The sequence below is a fragment of the Ralstonia sp. VS2407 genome, from assembly GCF_052950655.1.
Window position 1 is genome coordinate 236,408 of sequence record NZ_JBRFVG010000006.1, and the last position, 19,204, is coordinate 255,611.

The 19,204-nt window shown below is 63.9% G+C and carries 18 protein-coding genes and 1 pseudogene; 12 read left to right on the top strand and 7 right to left on the bottom strand.

The genetic code is table 11. From position 1 onward, the window contains the following. Window positions 1-68 precede the first annotated feature (68 nt). The 4 genes from ACU8YE_RS12830 to ACU8YE_RS12845 are packed head-to-tail and all read right to left on the bottom strand — an operon-like array spanning window position 69 to window position 2,876. Window positions 69-773 carry a Crp/Fnr family transcriptional regulator gene (locus tag ACU8YE_RS12830; RefSeq protein WP_343621259.1) on the bottom strand — a complete coding sequence of 235 codons (705 nt, stop codon included), beginning with the start codon at window positions 771-773 and terminating at the stop codon, window positions 69-71. Next, window positions 766-1,401 carry a DsbA family protein gene (locus ACU8YE_RS12835; RefSeq protein WP_446928874.1) on the bottom strand — a complete coding sequence of 212 codons (636 nt, stop codon included), beginning with the start codon at window positions 1,399-1,401 and terminating at the stop codon, window positions 766-768. Before ACU8YE_RS12835 ends, ACU8YE_RS12830 begins: the two co-directional genes overlap by 8 nt. A gap of 9 nt (window positions 1,402-1,410) precedes the next feature. Continuing rightward, window positions 1,411-2,085 carry a 3-oxoacid CoA-transferase subunit B gene (locus ACU8YE_RS12840; RefSeq protein ID WP_446928875.1) on the bottom strand — a complete coding sequence of 225 codons (675 nt, stop codon included), beginning with the start codon at window positions 2,083-2,085 and terminating at the stop codon, window positions 1,411-1,413. A 29-nt stretch (window positions 2,086-2,114) separates the two neighbouring features. After that, window positions 2,115-2,876, bottom strand: a complete 762-nt coding sequence (locus ACU8YE_RS12845) for a CoA transferase subunit A (protein ID WP_446928876.1) — start codon at window positions 2,874-2,876, stop codon at window positions 2,115-2,117. A gap of 254 nt (window positions 2,877-3,130) precedes the next feature. On the opposite strand from ACU8YE_RS12845, the gene ACU8YE_RS12850 reads away from it, so the two are divergent. Both ACU8YE_RS12850 and ACU8YE_RS12855 read left to right on the top strand, forming a co-directional pair. Continuing rightward, window positions 3,131-4,348, top strand: coding sequence for a cation:proton antiporter domain-containing protein (locus ACU8YE_RS12850; protein ID WP_260801399.1), 1,218 nt, complete (start codon window positions 3,131-3,133; stop codon window positions 4,346-4,348). A gap of 43 nt (window positions 4,349-4,391) precedes the next feature. Next, window positions 4,392-4,946: an NADPH-dependent FMN reductase gene (locus tag ACU8YE_RS12855; protein ID WP_446928877.1), complete on the top strand. Its 555-nt coding sequence runs from the start codon at window positions 4,392-4,394 to the stop codon at window positions 4,944-4,946. Between the two features lie 411 nt (window positions 4,947-5,357). On the opposite strand, the gene ACU8YE_RS12860 is transcribed toward ACU8YE_RS12855, so the two are convergent. After that, window positions 5,358-6,041: a hypothetical protein gene (locus ACU8YE_RS12860; protein WP_446928878.1), complete on the bottom strand. Its 684-nt coding sequence runs from the start codon at window positions 6,039-6,041 to the stop codon at window positions 5,358-5,360. A 289-nt stretch (window positions 6,042-6,330) separates the two neighbouring features. Between ACU8YE_RS12860 and ACU8YE_RS12865 the strand changes: the two genes are divergently transcribed. Beyond that, window positions 6,331-7,038 carry a GNAT family N-acetyltransferase gene (locus tag ACU8YE_RS12865; RefSeq protein ID WP_433867801.1) on the top strand — a complete coding sequence of 236 codons (708 nt, stop codon included), beginning with the start codon at window positions 6,331-6,333 and terminating at the stop codon, window positions 7,036-7,038. A 9-nt stretch (window positions 7,039-7,047) separates the two neighbouring features. Here the strand turns inward: ACU8YE_RS12865 and ACU8YE_RS12870 are convergent, their stop codons facing one another. Beyond that, complete coding sequence (locus tag ACU8YE_RS12870) at window positions 7,048-8,661, bottom strand: COG3904 family protein (RefSeq protein ID WP_232039944.1); 1,614 nt, start codon at window positions 8,659-8,661, stop codon at window positions 7,048-7,050. 153 nt (window positions 8,662-8,814) lie between these two features. Next, window positions 8,815-9,432, bottom strand: coding sequence for a FlxA-like family protein (locus ACU8YE_RS12875; protein WP_446928904.1), 618 nt, complete (start codon window positions 9,430-9,432; stop codon window positions 8,815-8,817). Here ACU8YE_RS12875 and ACU8YE_RS12880 point away from each other — a divergent pair. The 9 genes and pseudogenes from ACU8YE_RS12880 to ACU8YE_RS12920 form a co-directional block, all read left to right on the top strand. Continuing rightward, window positions 9,419-9,806, top strand: a pseudogene (locus tag ACU8YE_RS12880) (SMP-30/gluconolactonase/LRE family protein); the annotation flags it as partial. The gene ACU8YE_RS12875 and the pseudogene ACU8YE_RS12880 sit on opposite strands and share 14 nt — an antisense overlap. A gap of 860 nt (window positions 9,807-10,666) precedes the next feature. Continuing rightward, a complete protein-coding gene (gene flhD, locus ACU8YE_RS12885; RefSeq protein WP_004627783.1) occupies window positions 10,667-10,984 on the top strand; it encodes a flagellar transcriptional regulator FlhD in 318 nt (105 codons plus the stop codon). 77 nt (window positions 10,985-11,061) lie between these two features. Next, entirely contained in the window at window positions 11,062-11,622 is a 561-nt protein-coding gene (gene flhC, locus ACU8YE_RS12890; protein ID WP_027679319.1) for a flagellar transcriptional regulator FlhC, read from the top strand. A gap of 519 nt (window positions 11,623-12,141) precedes the next feature. Then, window positions 12,142-13,002, top strand: coding sequence for a flagellar motor stator protein MotA (motA, locus tag ACU8YE_RS12895; protein ID WP_004627779.1), 861 nt, complete (start codon window positions 12,142-12,144; stop codon window positions 13,000-13,002). 79 nt (window positions 13,003-13,081) lie between these two features. Beyond that, a complete protein-coding gene (gene motB, locus ACU8YE_RS12900; RefSeq protein ID WP_304540972.1) occupies window positions 13,082-14,029 on the top strand; it encodes a flagellar motor protein MotB in 948 nt (315 codons plus the stop codon). A gap of 25 nt (window positions 14,030-14,054) precedes the next feature. After that, window positions 14,055-14,468, top strand: a complete 414-nt coding sequence (locus tag ACU8YE_RS12905) for a response regulator (RefSeq protein ID WP_024978410.1) — start codon at window positions 14,055-14,057, stop codon at window positions 14,466-14,468. A gap of 18 nt (window positions 14,469-14,486) precedes the next feature. Next, window positions 14,487-16,664 carry a chemotaxis protein CheA gene (gene cheA / locus ACU8YE_RS12910; RefSeq protein WP_316869627.1) on the top strand — a complete coding sequence of 726 codons (2,178 nt, stop codon included), beginning with the start codon at window positions 14,487-14,489 and terminating at the stop codon, window positions 16,662-16,664. 79 nt (window positions 16,665-16,743) lie between these two features. After that, on the top strand, window positions 16,744-17,235 hold the full coding sequence (locus ACU8YE_RS12915; RefSeq protein WP_232039940.1) for a chemotaxis protein CheW: 492 nt from the start codon (window positions 16,744-16,746) through the stop codon (window positions 17,233-17,235). Window positions 17,236-17,358: 123 nt separating this feature from the next. Next, a complete protein-coding gene (locus ACU8YE_RS12920) occupies window positions 17,359-19,203 on the top strand; it encodes a methyl-accepting chemotaxis protein (RefSeq protein WP_446928879.1) in 1,845 nt (614 codons plus the stop codon). The last annotated feature ends 1 nt before the right edge of the window (window position 19,204 follow it).

Genomic DNA, 19,204 nt, shown 5'->3' on the forward strand with positions numbered 1-19,204 from the left:
TTGTGCCGCGATTCTAGCGGGTGCGGCCTGCTCTGCCGGATGAAGATTCGTTAATAATGGCGCCGTCTTCAGGCGCCGTAGCTACGCAGCCGATCGAGGTCGACGACCGTCACGCCGCCGTATTCCAGCCGCACCACGCCGTCCTTCTCCAGGGCCTTGAGCGACTGGTTGGCTACCTGCCGCGTCATGCCGGAAAGCAGGCCAAGTTCTTCCTGCGTGATCTCGAGGTGGTCGCCCGCGCCCGGGTAGAGCACCGGGTTGAACAACGATGCAATGCAACGCGCCAGCCGTGGCGTGACATCCAGCATCCGGTCGTATTCCAGCAGCGCCATGAAGTGCCCAAGCCGCTCGTTGAGCTGCTTCACCAGGAAGCGGTTGAACGCCACGCTGTTTTCCACCAGCCACATGAAGGTGGCGCGGTCCATGAAGGCCATGCGCGTGTCGCGCAGCGCAACGATGTCGTAGCGGCGCGGCTCGTTCTTGAGCACCGTGCCTTCGCCAAACCAGCCGCCGGCCGGCACGCCCGTAAACGTGACGCTGCGCCCTTCGGGCGACACCGTGCCGATCTTGATGAGGCCCGTCACCACGCCCGTCCAGCTCTCCAGCAACGTGTTTTTCGGGCAGATGCAGGCGCCACGCGCATAGGTTTTCTCAACGATGCCGGCGCAGGCGCGGTCGGCTTCTTCCGTGGGCAGATCGATGGACCACGCCGCGATATGCGCCAGCCGTGCGCGGCTGATGCCGGGGCGCGAATTGGTGTCGTGTTCAGCCACGCTGAATGCCCACCGGCAGCGTGCTCACGCGCTGGGCTTCGGGCGTGGAGAGCCAGCCGGTGCGCAGGCTGTGCAGGAACATGTCGGTCGCGTCTTCCCCCCAGAACAGTTCGCCGTCGTGCACCAGCGTGGGCACCCCGAACACGCCAAGCGCGATGGCCGCGTCGGTGTGTGCACGCAGCGCGTCTTTCACGGCGGGCTGTTCGACAGCGGCGGCGCCTTCTGCAAAGCTGACCGCCTCGCACAGCGCGGCAAAGCCCTCGGGCGATGCCACATCGTTGCCGTCGCGCCAGATATGCCGGAACACCGCCCGCACGGCATCGAGCGATCCGCCCATCGCAATCGTCAGCCGCAATGCCTTGATCGGGTTGAACGGGTGCGCGGGCGGCATGCGAAACGGAATGCCGAGCTGCTGCGCGCGAAACAGCGCGTGCCGGTACGTGAACACGCGCTTGGAGGTGATCTCTGCCGGGCCCTTCTGCCCCCAGTGATGCAGGATCGCACCCAGCACCAGCGGGCGCGGGCGGATGACGATGTCATTGGCCTCCTGCAGCGCATCGAACTGCTCCAGCTGCAGGTAGGCAAACGGCGAGATGACATCGAAGAACCAATCGACGGTGGTGGCCATGCAGTCTCCTCAGGCTGCGCGCATCTGCAGCAGCGGCGCCAGCGTAAAGGGCGCTGCCGTCATGGCGCGAATGTCGTTGAGTGTCGCATGCGAGAGGATTTCACGCAGCACCAGCCCGGCGTCGGTCACGTCAAAGACAGCGTGCTCGGTCACGATGACTTTCACGCAGCCCCGGCCTGTGAGCGGCAGCGTGCAGCGCGGCAGGATCTTGGAGTTGCCGTGCTTGTCGGTGTGTGCCAGCGCGGCAATCACCTTGCGCGTGCCGTAGCAAAGGTCCATTGCCCCGCCAATGCCGGGCCACCATTTGCCGTTGCGATCGCACGCCCAGTTGGCGAGGTTGCCCAGCGCATCCACCTGCAATGCGCCGAGGATCGTCACGTCGATGTAGCCGTTGCGCATCGCGCCCAGCGACGTGGCGAGGTCCATGAGCGCAGCGCCGGGCAGCAGGGTGATGGGCTCGCACCCGGCGTTGGTGAAGTCGCTGTCGATGGTGTCCAGCACAGGGCGTCCGCCAAAGCCGAAGGCGCCGTTTTCGGTATGGAAGATGACGCCCGCATCGGTGTCCAGGTAGTTGGCCGTGAGCGTGGGGATACCCAGGCCAAGGTTGACGACTTCGCCCGCGCGCAGTTCTTGCGCGCAGCGGGCGGCAATGCGTTGCTTGGGCGTTTCGGGCAGAGCTTGCATGGCGGTCTCCTGGTGGTGTCGATCGACGATCAGGCTTCGGCAGCAGGCAGGCGGCCGAGCTTCGTCCAGTGGTGCTTGTAAAGCGCGTGCTGGTCTTGCAGCGACAGCCCTTGCACCACCGCATTGACGAATACGCCCGGGCAGCCGACGCGCTCGGGCGGAATCGCGCCCACTTCGACGATCTCGTTCACCTCGACGATGGTGTAGTCGCCGGCCATGGCAATGTCGCGCTGGTTCTGCAGCGCCGTGCCGCGAAATTCCACGTTGCCAAAGGTATCGGCGCGCCAGCCTTTGATGATCGACACGTCGGCGCGCAGGGGCGGCTCCACGAAGCAGGTCATTCCGTCGACGGTGATCGTCGGCTTGGGCGTACCGAGCTTGGGAAACATCCCGGGCTGGTCGAGGATGCCCACGCCCACCGGCACCAGCGCGCCGCCCAGGCCCAGCGCACCCGCGCGCACTTTCTCGGCCCAGGTGCCCATCGGAAAGAACTCGGCCACGCGCACGGAGTCGGTCAGGTAAGCCTGCGTCGATTCATCGGTCGTGCCGACGTGCGTGCCGATGAACTCGGCCAGTTGGCCCGAGCTGAACAGCCGGGCTTTGAGAAAGCCGCCGCGCAGCCCCGGCGTGTTGGTGATGAGCGTGAGCTGGCCGATGCCGCTGGCGAGCAGCGCCTCGATGCAGCAGGCCGGCTCGCCGGCGCCCACGAATTCGCCCAGCATCAGGCGGCTGCCGTTGCGGACGTGGGCGATGGCCTCGTCCACGGAAAGGACTTTGTTGGCGTAGCGCATGTGTTGTCTCCTGGGGGGGGGCGCCTGGCCGCCCTGGGGGAGCGGTCTGCGGCGCAGTGTAGGAGCGGTGTTTTCGGCGCGATGTCTTCTGCATGACATTTGCTTCGTAAGGTTTCGCAAAGGGCAATCCTTATAGTTGTGACGCGCCAAGAACAAATCCGCGCCGCGGTTGTCGCACAAGGGCCGCCCGGCCCTTTCCCTGCTGTTCCGCTCCTCCAGTCTTTGAACCCGCGCCATTCCCATTCCAGGACCGCATGCACGTAGACACCCCGCTCATCTCCACCATCATCGGTGGCATCGTGCTGGCCTTCATCTTCGGCACCATCGCCCAGCGCCTGCGGCTGCCGCCGCTGGTGGGCTACCTGATGGCGGGCGTGGTGGCCGGGCCGTTCACGCCCGGTTTCGTGGCCGATCAAAGCCTTGCGCCGCAACTGGCCGAACTGGGCGTAATCCTCCTGATGTTCGGCGTGGGGCTGCACTTCTCGATGAAGGAGTTGCTGGCGGTCAAGGCCATCGCCATTCCGGGGGCGATCGGGCAGATTGCGTTGGCCACGCTCATGGGCATGGGTCTGGCGTGGCTGCTCGGGTGGGATTGGGGGCCGGGCCTGGTGTTCGGCCTGGCGCTCTCGGTAGCGAGCACGGTGGTGCTCCTCAAGGCGCTGGAAGATCGCGGCATCGACAACTCGCACGAAGGCCATATCGCCGTCGGCTGGCTGATCGTGGAAGACCTCGTGATGGTGGTGACGCTCGTGTTGCTGCCGGCCTTGGCCGGCGCGCTGGGCGGCGCCGGCAGCACAACGGTCAGCACGTGGGACATCGTCAAGGTGCTGGCGGTCACGCTCTCGAAGGTGGTGGCGTTTGCCGCGCTGATGCTGGTGGTGGGCCGCCGCGTGATCCCGTGGATGCTCGAGCGCATCGTCATGACGGGCAGCCGGGAGCTGTTCCGCCTGGGCGTGCTGGCCACCGCGCTGGGCGTCGCCTATGGCGCGACGGTGCTGTTTGGGGTGTCGTTCGCGCTCGGCGCGTTCTTTGCGGGGATGGTGCTGGCCGAGTCCGAATTCAGCCAGCGCGCGGCGGAAGAATCGCTGCCGCTGCGCGATGCCTTTGCGGTGCTGTTCTTCGTGTCGGTGGGCATGCTGTTCGACCCGAGCGTGCTGATCGAAGACCCCTGGGCGGTGCTCGGCACGGTGCTGATCGTGGTGGTGGGCAAGTCGTTGGCAGCCTTTGCGGTGGTACGCGCGTTTGGTCACGGCAACCGCACGGCGCTCACGATTTCCGCCAGCCTCGCGCAGATCGGCGAATTTTCGTTCATCCTGATCGGGCTGGGGATCAGCCTGGAAATCCTGCCCGACCGTGCGCGGGGGCTGCTGTTGTCGGCGGCGATCCTGTCGATTCTGCTGAACCCGCTGATGTTTGCCTTGATCAACCGCCTCAAGCGCGAGGTGGCCCCCGAGCCGGCGACGGCGGATTGAGCGTCAGCGCCGGCCCGAACTGTTTTGCAAGGAAGGAGTGTTCATGAGCAATCTGACTATCGGCATGATCGTCGGCAGCCTGCGCAAGGCGTCGTTTAACCGCCAGCTGGCGCAGGCGCTGGCAGGTTTGCTGCCGTCGGGCGCGACGGCGCAGTTCATCGAGATTGGCGAGCTGCCGCTCTACAACCAGGATCTGGATGCCAGCCTGCCCGAGCCCGTGCAGCGCTTCAAGGCAGCGGTGGCGGGCGTGGATTCCGTGCTGTTCGTCACGCCGGAATACAACCGCGGCATGCCGGGCGTGCTGAAGAATGCGATTGACTGGGGTTCTCGGCCGTACGGCCAGAGCGTGTGGGGCGGCAAGCCGGCTGGCATTGCGGGCGCTTCGCCGGGCGCCATCGGGACGGCGCTGTCACAGGCGCAATTGCGCAATGTGCTCGCGGCGGTCGGCGTGAAGGTCTTGCCGCTGCCGGAGGTGTTCTTCCACTTTGCGGGAGAGCCCTTTGATGCCCAGGGCGGGGTGACGGATGCGCGGACGCGCCAGTTCTTGCAGGGGTTTGTCGACCGATTCGTTGAGTGGGCCGGTCAGAAGCCAGCCTGACGAATGGATCAACCGGGGTGTTCAGGGCCGGGCGGGAAAGGGGTTCCCGCTCGGCCGTTTTGCCTTTAGGGCGGGGGCGTTAAGCCAGGAAAGCGGCGGCGCTGATGAGCCAGCCTGCTGCCACGCAGCTCGCAATCCAGGCGGCCATGACGGCGCCAATATCCAACCATTTCATCATTGTTCTCCTTACAACACTTGCATTGCTTGTTCAGGCAATCGATGTCTGAACAACTGTCACGAAGTGTAGGTGTTGCAATGCGGAAGAACAATACGGCGTCGGGTGAACAGACTGTTCCAAGAGTAACAACAGATTTCAGCCCTTGCGTGGACGGGCCTGCGCTCAGGAGCCAGGGCCGTCACGCGCGCTACACTTGTTGTTGCGTTGCAACAATTACGGCGAAAGCTCGGCGGCTATTTCGTCCGGAAGGTCGCGGCCACCAAATCGGCAAAACGTGCCTCTTCGGCAAACTCGGCAGCGTTGTCGTGCGCCGCGGTGCCGAATATTCGGAGCAAGTAGACCGCGCCGTTGCCAAAGAACGCATAGCCGCGCACCACGACTGTCCGTGCCGTGGAGGTGCGCCATTCGCCCTCCCAGTAGATCAACCGGCGCCCTGCCAGCACCTGCTGCGACGGCGCCTTGCCGCGCACGAGGCGGGCAGCCCAGGCCGGGCGATCGCCATGCACGCGCGATTCCATGTGGTTGAGCAGGATTGCCAGATCGCGCGGGCGCAGGGTTTCAAGATAATCCGGCGTGCCTTTGTCGAAATCGGACTTACGCACCGTCACCAGCGCGAAGCTCTCCGGCGCTACGGTCTGCTGCGCAAACACCAGCCGCGATGGGCCGAATGGCGAGTTGATGGTCGCCGCAACGGAAGGAATGGGCGTTTCTGTGTTCAGCCGCAATGGGCCCCACGTGCGGGGCAGGGCGACGCTCGCGCCCGCGTCAATGCGTTGCGTGACTGGGTAGGCAAAGCGGGGCGCCGCCAGGGTCGGGCACCAAGGTGCCATGCCGGCCAGGGCAAGCCATGCGGCCGCGCATGCGTATCGGGCGCCTCGGCTCCAGCGGCGGTACCACTCTGCAATGAACGGCGCCACTCGCGGGCTCCTGGCAGAAAAGATGACGGACGATTCCGAGGGCGCGTGCATACCCCTGCACAGCAATGGCTATGCCCGCGCCTATGTGTGGCGCCGTCTTCCCCCGCTGCCAACATATCGATTTGTACGCACCCGCGCTATCGGCGTGTGGCGGGGCATCGAACGGATTAATCCGGGCGTGGGGTTGTTGGCGTGGCTCCATCACAATGCGATTCCATGGCTCTTTCCATGGAGCCAGAACGTTCGGTAGGGTGAAGGCTTCTTGTTGTTCTCGATCCAGGTTCGACGCATGCCCACCCTCAACGCTTATCAGCAACCCATTGGTGCACCGCTGCCCGACTGGACGGCCCGGCCTCTGCCGCCGCACACGCCCCTCGCTGGCCGCTACTGTCGGCTTGAGCCGCTTGACGCTGCCCGCCATGCCGACGCGTTGTTCGAGGCGTTCAGCCAAGCGCAGGACGACCGCGTCTGGACGTACATGGTGGAAGGCCCGTTTGCCGATACGGCAGCGCACCGCGCCTATATCGAGCGCATTGCGGCCAAGCGCGATCCGCTGCAATACGCGGTGATCGACGCGCGCACCGATCGTCCGGTCGGCACGCTGGCGCTGATGCGCATCACGCCCGATCATGGCGTGGTGGAGGTGGGGGCGGTTACGTTTTCGCCGTTGCTGCAACGCACGTCGGCATCGACCGAAGCGCAGTTCCTGCTGATGAAGCACGTCTTTGAAGACCTCGGCTACCGGCGCTATGAGTGGAAATGCGACAGCCTGAACGCGCCGTCGCGGCAGACCGCGCAGCGGCTGGGCTTTCAGTTCGAGGGCATCTTCCGCCAAGCGGTGGTCTACAAGGGCCGCAGCCGCGATACCGCGTGGTTCTCCATCATCGATGCGGATTGGCCGCAGGTGCGGGCCGCTTTCGAGCAATGGCTGTCACCGGGGAACTTTGACGAAGAAGGGCGCCAGCGGGCGTCACTGGCTGCATTGCGTCCGGCCTGATGCGTCTTGCTACGAATCGGGCGCTGACGTATCGGCAAACATGCCGCGCAGTGCCAGCGCACGTTCGGTTTCGGGCAGGGCCAGGATGGAGCGCGAAAAACCGATCAGCGCCTGGCAGCGTTCGGCCGGTGGTGCGGAGTGGCGCAGCGCCGGGACGGTCAGCACGCGTTGTTCATTGAGGGGAAGCGCGGCCACGGCCAGTTGCAGCACCGGCAGGGTTTGTGCGCGCGTCACAACGGGCGCGTGGTCCGGGTCGGCGGCCTGCATCAGGTCTGAGAACAAGGCCTGCTCGCGGGTGACCAGCGCGCGCGGCAATCGAGCCGCAGCAGCGCTTGCCCCGGAGGTGCCTTCGAGATAAGCCACGCAGGCTTCGGGGCTCATACGCTGCAGGGCCTGGGCCTGTTCAAGCGTGAGTTCCGCGTTGGCAAAGAGCAGGGCGTTGGGCGCGGTCGGAATCAGCGCGCGGTACAGCTTGCCCGTCTGCTCGCGCAGCAGTGCCATCACCTGCGCATCGGTAACGTTGCGCCGCAGTTCTGGCCACAGCGTATCGATCAGGCGGCTGAAGTGTGCCGGGTATTTGCGCTCCAGCGTTGCATACAACGGCGCGCTGCGCAGTTCAGCGGCCAGGGCTTCGCGGGTATTCAACTGCGTGGCCATGGTCGCGTATTCGCCCCCGGGCGACGGGCGGGTGACGACGTGGTCGGCCAGCAGTTCCTGCGCGGTGGGAAACCACATCTGGTCGAACGGCGTGTCCTGCACGCGGCGCACGAAGGCGTCGGGCAGGCCCGCGTCTGAATACGCGCGCCAGAGTTCGCTGTCGGTGGCGCCGGGGGTCTGGTCGTGATCGGCGCCTACCGCGCGCGGGCGGTGGAAGCCGATGCGTGCGCCCGGTGCCGCAGCGCGGTCAACGCCTGCCAGGAAGGCGATCGTGCACGCCGAGGCACAGGTGCGTTCAACATACGTGCGCAGATGGTGCCGGCGGATGACGTCCGCCACCAGCGTCCCTTCGCGCAGCCAGCCGCCTTCCGAGCGCAGCACGACGGCCACGGCGTTCGGCGCCTTGCGCAGCGCGGCTTCCAGTGCATCGGCGGCGCCGTCGTTCATGCCGCCGTTGAAGAGGACGGCGCGCCCGTCGCGTTGCGGTGTCACCGTAAAGGGCGATGCCGCTTGCTCACCCAACGCGGTGCGCAGATGCGCGCTCAGCCGCGGCCCATCGTTGATGAGGCGCGAGCTGGTGCCCACGGCGCCAAGCACGATCATCACCTTGGCGATCAAGGGCCACAGGTTCGACATGCCGGCACGCCGGTTGCGCGCCTGTTCTCGATCGGCCGAACGCCAGGTGCCGACTACCGCCCAGATCCACAGCGCCAGCCCCATCACGTAAATCACGAGCAACGCCGACGATGCCGCGCGCGCCGGTGCGTTATGCGCCAGCGCATGCGTGACGCCGGCGCTGAGCGCCACCACGCCAAATTGCATCAGCGCGGTGTGCAACCAATACGAGCGGGCGAGGTTGTAATCACCGCGCCAGTGGCGTGCAAAGAAATTGCGCGAGAGCGTGCGTTCCGGATGCGGATCGGCGGGGGCGGTTGGGGGCAGGGCGTCGCTGGCGGCGGAGGTCATGCGTGTTCTCGATGCCGCACACAGGATGGCGGCGCGGCGATTGTCGCTGTCGGCACCGCAAGCTGGCGTCCCCCCGATGGGAGGGGGTGGAAAAGGAGGTGGTCAGGCATCGGCAACTGGCGCCATCAAGGACAGGTCGCCGCGTTGCCGCCTTCAGGCCCTGACGGAAACCAGCGGTGGCTTGGCCGGCGTGATGGCCTCTGCGCTGGCGGGGTGCGCTGACTGCGCTGACTGCTCGGACTGAGCCTGCGTTGCTTCGCGGGTATGCAGACGGGCATCGCTCGCCGTGGACGAGGCGGTCACTTTGTCCGTCGTGCGGGCCTTGGCCGCTGCGTCGGTATTGCCTGTGCCAGAAGCGCTTTTCGATGCGTTGTGTCGGTTTTCCAACCGGGTTTGCGCCTGCTCCAGGCCGTTCTGCGCCTGAAGGCGAGCGATTTGCGCCTGCACGATCTGAATCTGCTGGCTGAGCAACTGTGCCTGCTCGCGGGCCTGATCCGGTGGCAGATTCTGCGCGGGCAGATCCTGCATCGACTTCTGCAGGTTCTTGAGCTGGCGCTGCAGGCGCTCGATGTCGCCGGCCGAACTGCTCCCGCTGCCCGATGCGCCGGCGGTCGCAGTAGATACGGAAGGGGAAGAAAGTTGCATGGCCGTCTCGCTGATCAGTACGCCCTTCATCGGAAGGCCGGCGGAAAACTTTAGCGTTCGTGCGAACAATTCTCGAAAATCTTCAATGTTCTGTGTATGAGAACGTGATTTCTCCAGAAAGAACACAGGCCTCAACGATCTGATCGTCGCCCGCAACGGCGATGTGTATTTCACCGACCAAGGCCAGACCGGCCTGCATGACCCGACCGGCCGTGTGTATCGCCTGTGCACGGATGGCCGGCTCGATTACCTGCTCGCCAATGGCCCGAGCCCGAACGGTTTGGCGCTGACGCCCGACGAATCCGCGTTGTTCGTTGCCATGACGCGCGACAACGCCCGTCGTCTCGCCGGATGGCGAACCGCTGGCGCGCATCGCGTCGTGCCGGGGGCGCACCACCACCAGCGTTGCATTCGCGCTGGACGAGCAGTCACTCGTCGTCACCGAATCCGCCGCGGGCACCGTATTGCGCGCCCGCTGGACCGCGCCGCATCACGATTGACGACACACGTGAGCTGTTGCCGCAGCTCACGTTGTCCTACACCTGTCCTACAAAGAGGGTGGCCGTCCAATCGTCAAAATTCCCGCATTTTTTCGCTCTGCAGAGGGCCATGCAGCACCTTTTGCTGCTCCGCATCAAAAGAAGTGGCGCCCCCTTCCTTTCCAGCTCGGGCAACCCTGTGGCACCGCTGGTTTTTGTATTTTTTAAGTAGACGTGTCTTTTTTAGTAAAACAAACTGGTAGGAGGTGTCCTACAAAATCGCCATTTGACTGTAGGAACGTTCCTACAAAACCAGCCAAAAATGGGTCGGAACTGTCCTACACGACGTGTAGGAGTGGGTCAGAAGTGTCCTACAAGCGGTTAACCCGGCATCCGATGCTCACAGTCGCAGAAGTGCGACGCCTTCTTTGTCGATTTCTGACAACTTTAGGCAATTTAATTGCTATCTTTCGCCGTTCATTGGGGTAAATACGTGTCAAACACCCGCTTTAGCGCATCGTCTACCCAGGGCCGCTGCGTCGGCAAAGGCTTCATTTGCAACGTTTATTAACAGATTTGTAGGAAAATTGCCTACAAGAGAACGGACTACCTCACCCCCCTGACGTAGGGGTCCCCCCTTCTTTACTTAGCCCAGACGTAAACCCACAATGTGTTCAACAGAAAACAACTTCGCCATGTCTTTAGCGACGTGAGTAAGAAGGAGCAGGAAGTGCCGGCAACGGCGCCGACTGCAGGAACATCCGATCTGTGGGGATTGGTGAACAGCCCGGCGAGGGTAGGCGCAAAAAAATAGCGCCACCGGACATCACCATGCGAGATCGGATGCAAGTTGTACTTTTACTGCACACGACGGGACATACATGGACACGCAAGACATTGTTTCCGAGATCAGCGAACTGAATCTCACCTACTTGATGCTTGCTCAGCAGATGCTGGCCAAGGATCGCGATGCCGCACTGTTTCGCCTCGGCATCTCTGAAGAATTGGCTGACATCCTGCTGACGATGTCGCCCGCGCAGATCGTCAAGCTGGCCAGCACGAACATGATGCTGTGCCGCTTCCGCTTCGACGATCACGCCATCCTGGGTCTGGTGACCCAGCCGCACCGTGACAAGGGTCTGCAGCAATCGCAAATGTCGATCCTGCTGGCACGTCAGGCGGTTGAGCAGATCAGCTGAGCCATTTGCGGCGGTCTTTTCGCCGGGTTCAGAGATTGCACTTTGGATGAGTAGCAAGCGAAAGCGGGAGCAGTGCCATGCGTCACACCAGCGTCATGAACGAAGTTCAGCAGATCCACCTCGCAGCGGAATTGATTTCGCTCGGTGCGCGCCTGCAACTGCTGGAACAGGAAACCACGCTCAGCCGTGAGCGTCTGGTCAAGCTGTACAAGGAAATCCGTGGGGAATCGCCGCCCAAGGGCATGCTGCCCTTCTCGGCAGACTGGTTCCTGACGTGGTCGCCGAACATCCATTCGTCGATCTTCCTGAACATCTATCGTTTTCTGGGTGAGAACAGCCGCAGCACGGGTGTGCGCCGCCTGATCTCGGCCTACAAGCTGTACCAGGAACATATTCACGTCCACGAACAGGAAGAGGTGCTTTCGATCACCCGTGCGTGGATGATGCTGAAGTTCTTCGAGGGGAAGATGCTGCACACCGTGAAGTGCAAGCGCTGCACCGGCCATTTCGTGGCCCACGCAGATGACCTGCACCATGATTTCGTGTGCGGTGTATGCCAGCCGCCGTCACGCGCAGGAAAGAAAAAGCGCGTCGCTGCTCCGGTTGATGCGATCGCGGAAAAGACGATCGACGCCTGATAACGGCATTGCAGGAACACGGGAATACGGGACTTGTAGAACCGCCGGGGGATGGTCAAAAAAGGGCGGACGGGAAATACGGGTAGCAGTACGGGAAATACGGGAATAGCCGGCAAGATCGGCAGATAACAATACAAAGAACAAAAGAGCAAGGAACACAGAGCAGGAAAAGCACAGGGGCTCAGGCAGGACAAAAGGGGAAGGGGGTAGGCCGGTCGCGGGAAACTGCGGACCGGCATTTTTTTTGCCGCTGGGCGCAGAAAACGGACGAAAAAGTGGGGACGGAAAGCGATTTCCGTCCCTTTTTCTTTGGATCGGCCTACCGGGAAGCGCTCTTTGGGCCAGGTGGTGCTCAAGCCGCCCGTTTTGTTGCCGTTCTTGGTGAAGAAGGGCGCGGCGGCAGGTTTTTCGAGCACCGCGCAGCAGCAAAACCCGGCGCTCAAGCCTTCAGTTAACCGGGGGGATGCCGTTATTCCCTCTTGTATTGATCGAAGGATCGCCCATTCAGGAGTTCGCCCCGTGTTAGTTGCCATCGGTTACATCGTGATTCTCGCGTCGGTGTTCGGCGGCTACATGCTGGCCGGAGGACACCTCGGGCCCTTGTTCCAGCCGACCGAACTGCTGATCATCTTCGGCGCCGGCATTGGCGCCTTCGTGGTCGGTAACGACAAGAAGGCCATCAACGCCACCGTCAAAGCGCTGCCGGGCCTGTTCAAGGGTTCGAAGTACACCAAGGCCCTCTATATGGAAGTGATGGCGCTGCTGTACGTGGTGCTGTCCAAGATCCGCCGCGAAGGGATGATGTCGATCGAAGCCGACATCGAAGCCCCGCACGAAAGCACGCTGTTCGCCAATTACCCCGCTATCCAGGCCGATCACCACGCGCTGGATTTCATCTGCGATTACCTGCGCCTGATGGTGGGCGGCAACCTGAATCCGTTCCAGATCGAAGCGCTGATGGATCAGGAAATCGACACCCACCACCACGAAGCCGAACAACCGGCCCGCATCATCACCAAGGTGGGCGACGCCATGCCGGCCTTCGGCATCGTGGCCGCCGTGATGGGCGTGGTGCACACCATGGGCTCGGTCGGCCTGCCGCCGGCAGAGCTGGGCAAGCTGATCGCATCCGCGCTGGTCGGCACGTTCCTCGGGATCTTGCTGGCGTACGGCTTCATCGGGCCGCTGGGTTCGCTGCTGGAGCAGCGCGCCGAAGAATCGACCAAGTTGTTCCAGTGCATCAAGGTGACGCTGCTGGCCAGCATGAACGGCTACGCCCCGGCCATTGCCGTGGAATTCGGCCGCAAGGTGCTGTTCTCGACCGAGCGCCCATCCTTTGCCGAACTGGAAGACCACGTGCGCGGTGCCAAGACAGCGTAGCGCTGAACCCTATATGAGACAGAGCATGGCCACCGAGCCGTGCCATTAACGACGCAGCACACACCGACGGGAACGGACCATGAGCAAGTCCAGCACGCCGACCTTCATTGTCATTCGGCGCAACAAGAAAGGCGGACACGGCCACCACGGTGGCGCGTGGAAGATCGCCTACGCCGACTTCGTGACCGCCATGATGGCGTTCTTCCTCTTGATGTGGCTGCTCAGCTCGGTGACCAAGGCCGAGCTTTCGTCGGTTGAAACTTACTTCCGCACGCCGCTGAAGGTGGCGCTGTTTGGTGGCGCCGGTTCTGGCGACCAGTCCAGCATCCTGCAGGGCAGCCCCGCGCTCAAGCAGAACATGCCGCAGCCGAACCCGAGCCCGAGCCCGACGGTGCAGCGACAGCGCAACATCCGCGATGAGTCGGACGATGCGGCGCTGAACAAGCTCAAGCAGAAGATTGCCGAGATGGTCGAGACGAACCCGGTGATGAGCCAGTTCAAGCACCAGTTGCTGATCGACATGACCACCGAAGGCCTGCGCATCCAGATCGTCGACCAGCAGAACCGTCCGATGTTCGCCAACGCCAGCGCCGAGGTGCAGCCGTACATGCGCACGATCCTGCGTGAGCTGGGCTCGGCGCTGAACGACGTGCCCAATCCGATCAGCCTGTCGGGCCACACCGACGCCACGCAATACGCCACGCAGCACGGCTACAGCAACTGGGAACTGTCGGCCGACCGCGCCAACGCATCGCGACGCGAACTGGTGGCCGGCGGCATGAAGCCCGAGAAGGTCAGCCGCGTGGTGGGCCTGGAGGCATCGGTGCCGCTGGACAAGACGAACATCTACAACCCGATCAACCGCCGCATCAGCATCGTCGTGCTCAATGCACGCGCCGCTGAAGCCGTGCGCTCGGGTGGGGTCGAGCCGGTGGCCGACCTGCGCAATGACGGCAAAGACACGCTGACCGATGCTGCCGCACGTGCCACGGGTGTGGCCGATGCAGTGAGCGCGGCCAAGCCATAAAGAGCGCCGAGGGGAGAAACAGTCGATGAGCGAGAAACACATCCTGGTGGTGGACGATTCCACGTCGATCCGCCGCATGATTGCCACGTGCCTGCGCGAGTGCGGCTTTGTCGTGACGGAAGCCGGCGACGGCACCGCCGCGCTGGAAGCCGCACGCACGCTCGCCCAGGGCAGCCACCACCTTGTGATCACCGACCAGGTGATGCCGTCGATGGACGGCCTGACCCTCATTCGCGCGCTGCGCACACTGCCGGCCTACGCCGACACCCCGATCCTCATGCTGACCACCGAGGCTGACAGCACCATCCGCGACCAGGCACGCGCTGCAGGCGCGACGGGCTTTCTGCCCAAGCCGTTCGACCCGGATGGGCTGACCGATTCGGTGATGCAGTTGCTCGAATGGCACGCGCAGACCCACGGGTCTGCTTCGACGCATTAAACGACCGAGACGACAGATATGAACCTCGACCTTAGCCAGTTTTTCGGCGCCTTCTTCGAAGAGGCGGAAGAGCTGCTCGTCGACATGGAGCGGCTGCTGCTCAACCTCGATGTCGCCAACCCTTCTTCTGATGATCTGAACGCCATCTTCCGCTGCGCGCACTCCATCAAGGGTGGTGCTGCGACCTTCGGTTTCACGCACATGACGGAACTCACGCATGTGGCGGAGTCGATTCTGGACCGCGCTCGCACCGGTACCCTGCAGCTGCGCGAAAACATGGTGGATGCTTTCCTGGAAACGAAAGACGTGTTGAAAAGCCAACTTGATGCCTACCGGCAAGAGCACCCAATCGATACGGCCACGCTCGAATACATGGTGGCCAAGCTCAACAGCCTGACCGCCGAGGAAGGCGCCCCTGTTGCCGCCGCGCCGGTGGCTGCGGCGCCCGTGGTGGCGACGCCCGAACCGGTGGCTGCACCGGAACCCGAGCCGGTGGTGGCTGAAGCGCCTGCGGCCGACGCCGTGGGCGACATTGACGGCGGCCTGGACATCAAGCTCATCAATGTCTCGAACGAAGACTGCGAGCTGATCGTCACCGAACTCAAGCATCTGGGCACCGTGTTGCGCCACGCGCGCACCGGCCGCAACAGCGACATCGTGCTGCAGACCACCTGCACGGCTGACGACATCATCGCGGTGAGCTGTTTCATCATCGATGCGGATCAGATCGTCATCACGCCGCACGCGGGTGGTGCGGCGCCGGCGGTGGCCGAAGCCGCTGTGCCGGTTGTTGCTGCACCGACGCCCGCCGCCGCGCAGACGGAAGTGCACGCCCCGGCCGCCAACGAAGCTGCGCCGGCGCAGGCCGTTGCCGCTGTCGCCGCCCCCATGCCGGCCCGCCCGGCCGCTGCCGACCACAAGCCCGCCGTGGCTGCGGAAACGTCGATTCGCGTCGGCGTGGAAAAGGTCGACCAGCTCATCAACCTGGTGGGTGAACTCGTCATTACGCAGGCCATGCTGGCTCAAACCGCGCAGGCCTTCGACCCGGTGCTCAACGAGCGCCTGTTTGCCGGCCTGTCGCAGCTCACGCGCAATGCACGCGACCTGCAAGAGGCCGCCATGTCCATCCGCATGATGCCGATGGATTACGTGTTCAACCGCTTCCCGCGCCTGGTGCGCGACCTGGCACACAAGCTTGGTAAGCAGGTCGAGCTGTCGACGTTCGGCAAATCAACCGAACTGGACAAGGGCCTGATCGAACGGATCATCGATCCGCTCACGCACCTGGTGCGCAACAGCCTGGACCACGGCATCGAATTGCCCGAGGCCCGCGTGGCCGCCGGCAAGGACGCCACCGGCCAACTGCTGCTCTCTGCTGCCCACCAGGGCGGCAACATCGTCATCGAAGTGAGCGACGACGGCCAGGGCCTGAACCGCGACAAGATCCTCAAGAAGGCTCGCGAGCGCGGCCTGCCCGTGTCGGACAACATGACCGACGACGAGATCAACCAGCTCATCTTCGCGCCGGGCTTCTCCACCGCCGACCAGGTGACGGACGTGTCCGGCCGCGGCGTGGGCATGGACGTGGTCAAGCAGAACATCCAGTCGATGGGCGGCTACGTCGAGATCCAGTCGCAGAAGGGCAAGGGCACGACGATCCGCATCGTGCTGCCGCTCACGCTGGCGATCCTTGACGGCATGTCGGTCAAGACCGGTGAAGAAGTGTTCATCCTCCCGCTGTCGTGCGTGGCCGAATCGCTGCAACCGCGTCCGGAAGACATCAAGGCTGTGCCGGGCGGCGGTCGCCTGCTCAAGGTGCGCAACGAATACCTGACGCTGGTGCCTATGTACGAACGCTTCCGCATCACGCCGTCGCTGCCCGATCCGTCGGAAGGCATCGTCGTGATCCTGGATTCGGAGGGCAAGAAGATCGCGCTGCAGGTCGACGAGCTGGTCGGCCAGCAACAGGTGGTGGTCAAGAACCTGGAGACGAACTACCGCCGCGTGCCGGGCATCTCGGGCGCGACCATCCTGGGCGATGGCAGCGTAGCGCTGATCGTCGACGTGTCGGCGCTGATGCGCGAGACCCGCGCGGGCCATTCAGAAAACGCGATGCGTGCCGTTAGTGCCGAAAAGCACGAGGTGGGCGAAGCACAGGGTGGTCGTTTCTCGACCGAGGCGATGGCCGCGGCATAAGCGTTCACGCCTGGCAGGGTGGGATCCACCACCACAACGAATTCAATCTAGTGGCCCGACGGGGCCGAGGGGAGCCGCAATGGAAGTCAAGAAACACGTGGTCGGCGAAGACACCGGCGGGGAAGAGTATCTGGCCTTCACGCTGGGCCGCGAGGAATACGGCATCGACATCCTGAAGGTGCAGGAGATCCGCGGCTACGAGACCGTCACGCGCATTGCCAATGCGCCCGATTTCATCAAGGGTGTGATCAACCTGCGCGGCATCATCGTGCCGATCGTTGATCTGCGCATCAAGTTCCAGCTCGAGCGCGTCGAGTACAACCAGTACACCGTCGTCATCATCCTGAACCTGATGGACCGCGTGGTCGGCATCGTCGTGGATGGTGTGTCTGACGTGCTGACGCTGCAAAGCCAGCAGATCAAGCCGGCGCCGGAGTTCTCGGGCGCGCTGGATACGGAATACATCCGTGGTCTGGGTTCGATCGACGAGCGCATGCTGATCCTGGTAGACATCGAGCGCCTGCTGATGTCGGCCGACATGGCACTGTGCGACGAAGCGGAAGCCGCCTGATCGCGACATGAATCCGGCTGGGGCGCGGCGTACGTGCCCACAGCGATTGAGGCCGGGCCGAAGGGGCCCGGCGGGCGACAAGACACCGTAACAACAGGTGCGGCGCCGTTAGGGGAGGGAAGCATGTTCAGCAAAATGACCATCCGGCTCCGCTTGGGGCTGATGATGGCGGGCATTGGTGTGCTCGCCGTTATCGTGGGCGTGTCGGGCCTCATCGGCATGCAGCACGCCAACACCCGCGTGCAGGACGGCTATGCCGTGCAGCTGGCGGGCACCGTGGCATTGGCCGAATCCGATTCCAACCTCCTGAGCTTCCGCATCGTGCTCGATCGTGCAGCCATGGCGCCCAATGCGCCCGGCACGGAGAAAACGGTCGAGCGCGCCAAGATGTTCCTCGACAAGTCCGACGCCGCCTGGAAGCGCTACCGCGCGCTGCCCACCACGGCGGAGGAACGCAAGCTGGCCGACGAGGCCCAGGGTCTGCGCGACGTCTTCGTGCGTGACGGCGCACAGGTGTTGATGCAAGCCGTGCAGACGCACGACGAAGCGCGCATCAACAAGACCGTCATGGACGTCATGCCCGCCCTGTACCGTCCCCTTGGCGACAAGGTGACGGCGCTCAACCGCCTGCAGATGGACGCGGCCAAAGCCAGCTACGAAGCCAGCCAGGCCGAGCACCACGCGCTGAGCGCTCTTACCACCGGCCTGCTGCTGGGCGGCATTCTGGTGGGCGGGCTGCTGACGTGGGCGCTGCGCCGTTCGATCACGCTGCCGTTGATGCGCGCCATTGAACAGGCCGAGCACATCACGCAGGGCGACCTTACGCACACCATTCATGTGGACCGTGCCGATGAAACCGGCCGCCTGCTGCAGGCGCTTCAACGCATGCAGGAAAGCCTGCAGAAGATGGTGGGGCAGGTGCGCTCCGGCTCCGACTCGATTGCCAGTGCCACGCAGCAGATTGCCGCCGGGAATGCCGATCTGTCGCAGCGCACCGAGCAGCAGGCTTCGGCGCTGGAAGAAACCGCGTCGAGCATGGAAGAGCTGACGAGCATCGTGCGGCAGAACGCCGACAACGCGCGCCAGGCCAGCACGCTGGCGGGCAACGCCTCGGATATTGCCGTCAAGGGCGGCGAAGTGGTGGGGCGCGTGGTGGACACCATGGCCGGCATCAACGACAGCAGCAAGAAGATTGCCGACATCATCGGCGTAATTGAAGGCATTGCCTTCCAGACGAACATCCTGGCGCTGAATGCGGCGGTGGAAGCCGCACGCGCAGGCGAGCAGGGCAGGGGCTTTGCGGTGGTGGCCGGTGAGGTGCGCAGCCTGGCGCAGCGCTCGGCCACGGCAGCCAAGGAAATCAAAGAGCTGATCAGCGATTCGGTTGGCCGCGTTGAAAACGGCACCACGCTGGTGGCCGAAGCGGGCAGCGTCATCGACGAAGTGGTCGTTGCCGTGAAACGCGTGACCGACATCATGGGCGAGATCAGCTCCGCATCGGACGAACAAAGCGCCGGCATCGAGCAGATCAACCAGGCTGTCACGCAAATGGACGAAGGCACGCAGCAGAACGCCGCGCTGGTGGAGCAAGCCGCCGCCGCCGCGATGTCGCTGCAGGAACAGGCCAGCGGTCTGCGCCAGGCTGTGGCGGCGTTCCGGACGCCGGCCGGTGCACAGGCAAACGCAGTGTCCACCGTGCCGGTGGCCGCACGCGCGGCTGCCAAGCCGGCGCCCAAAGCCAAGGCCGTGCCGCGCCGTGCCGCCAAGCCGAAGGCCGCCGCACGCAATACTGCTGAACCCATCGCGCAGGCCGTGGCTGCAACTGCAGCGCCGGCCAGCGCCAAAGAACAACAACGCGAGCGCACCGCCGCCGCTGCCGTCACCAAAGCGGCTGCGTCAGCGCCCAAGTTGCCCGTACCCAAGCTCGTTGCCGCAGGCGGCGACGATAGCGACTGGGAAACCTTTTGAC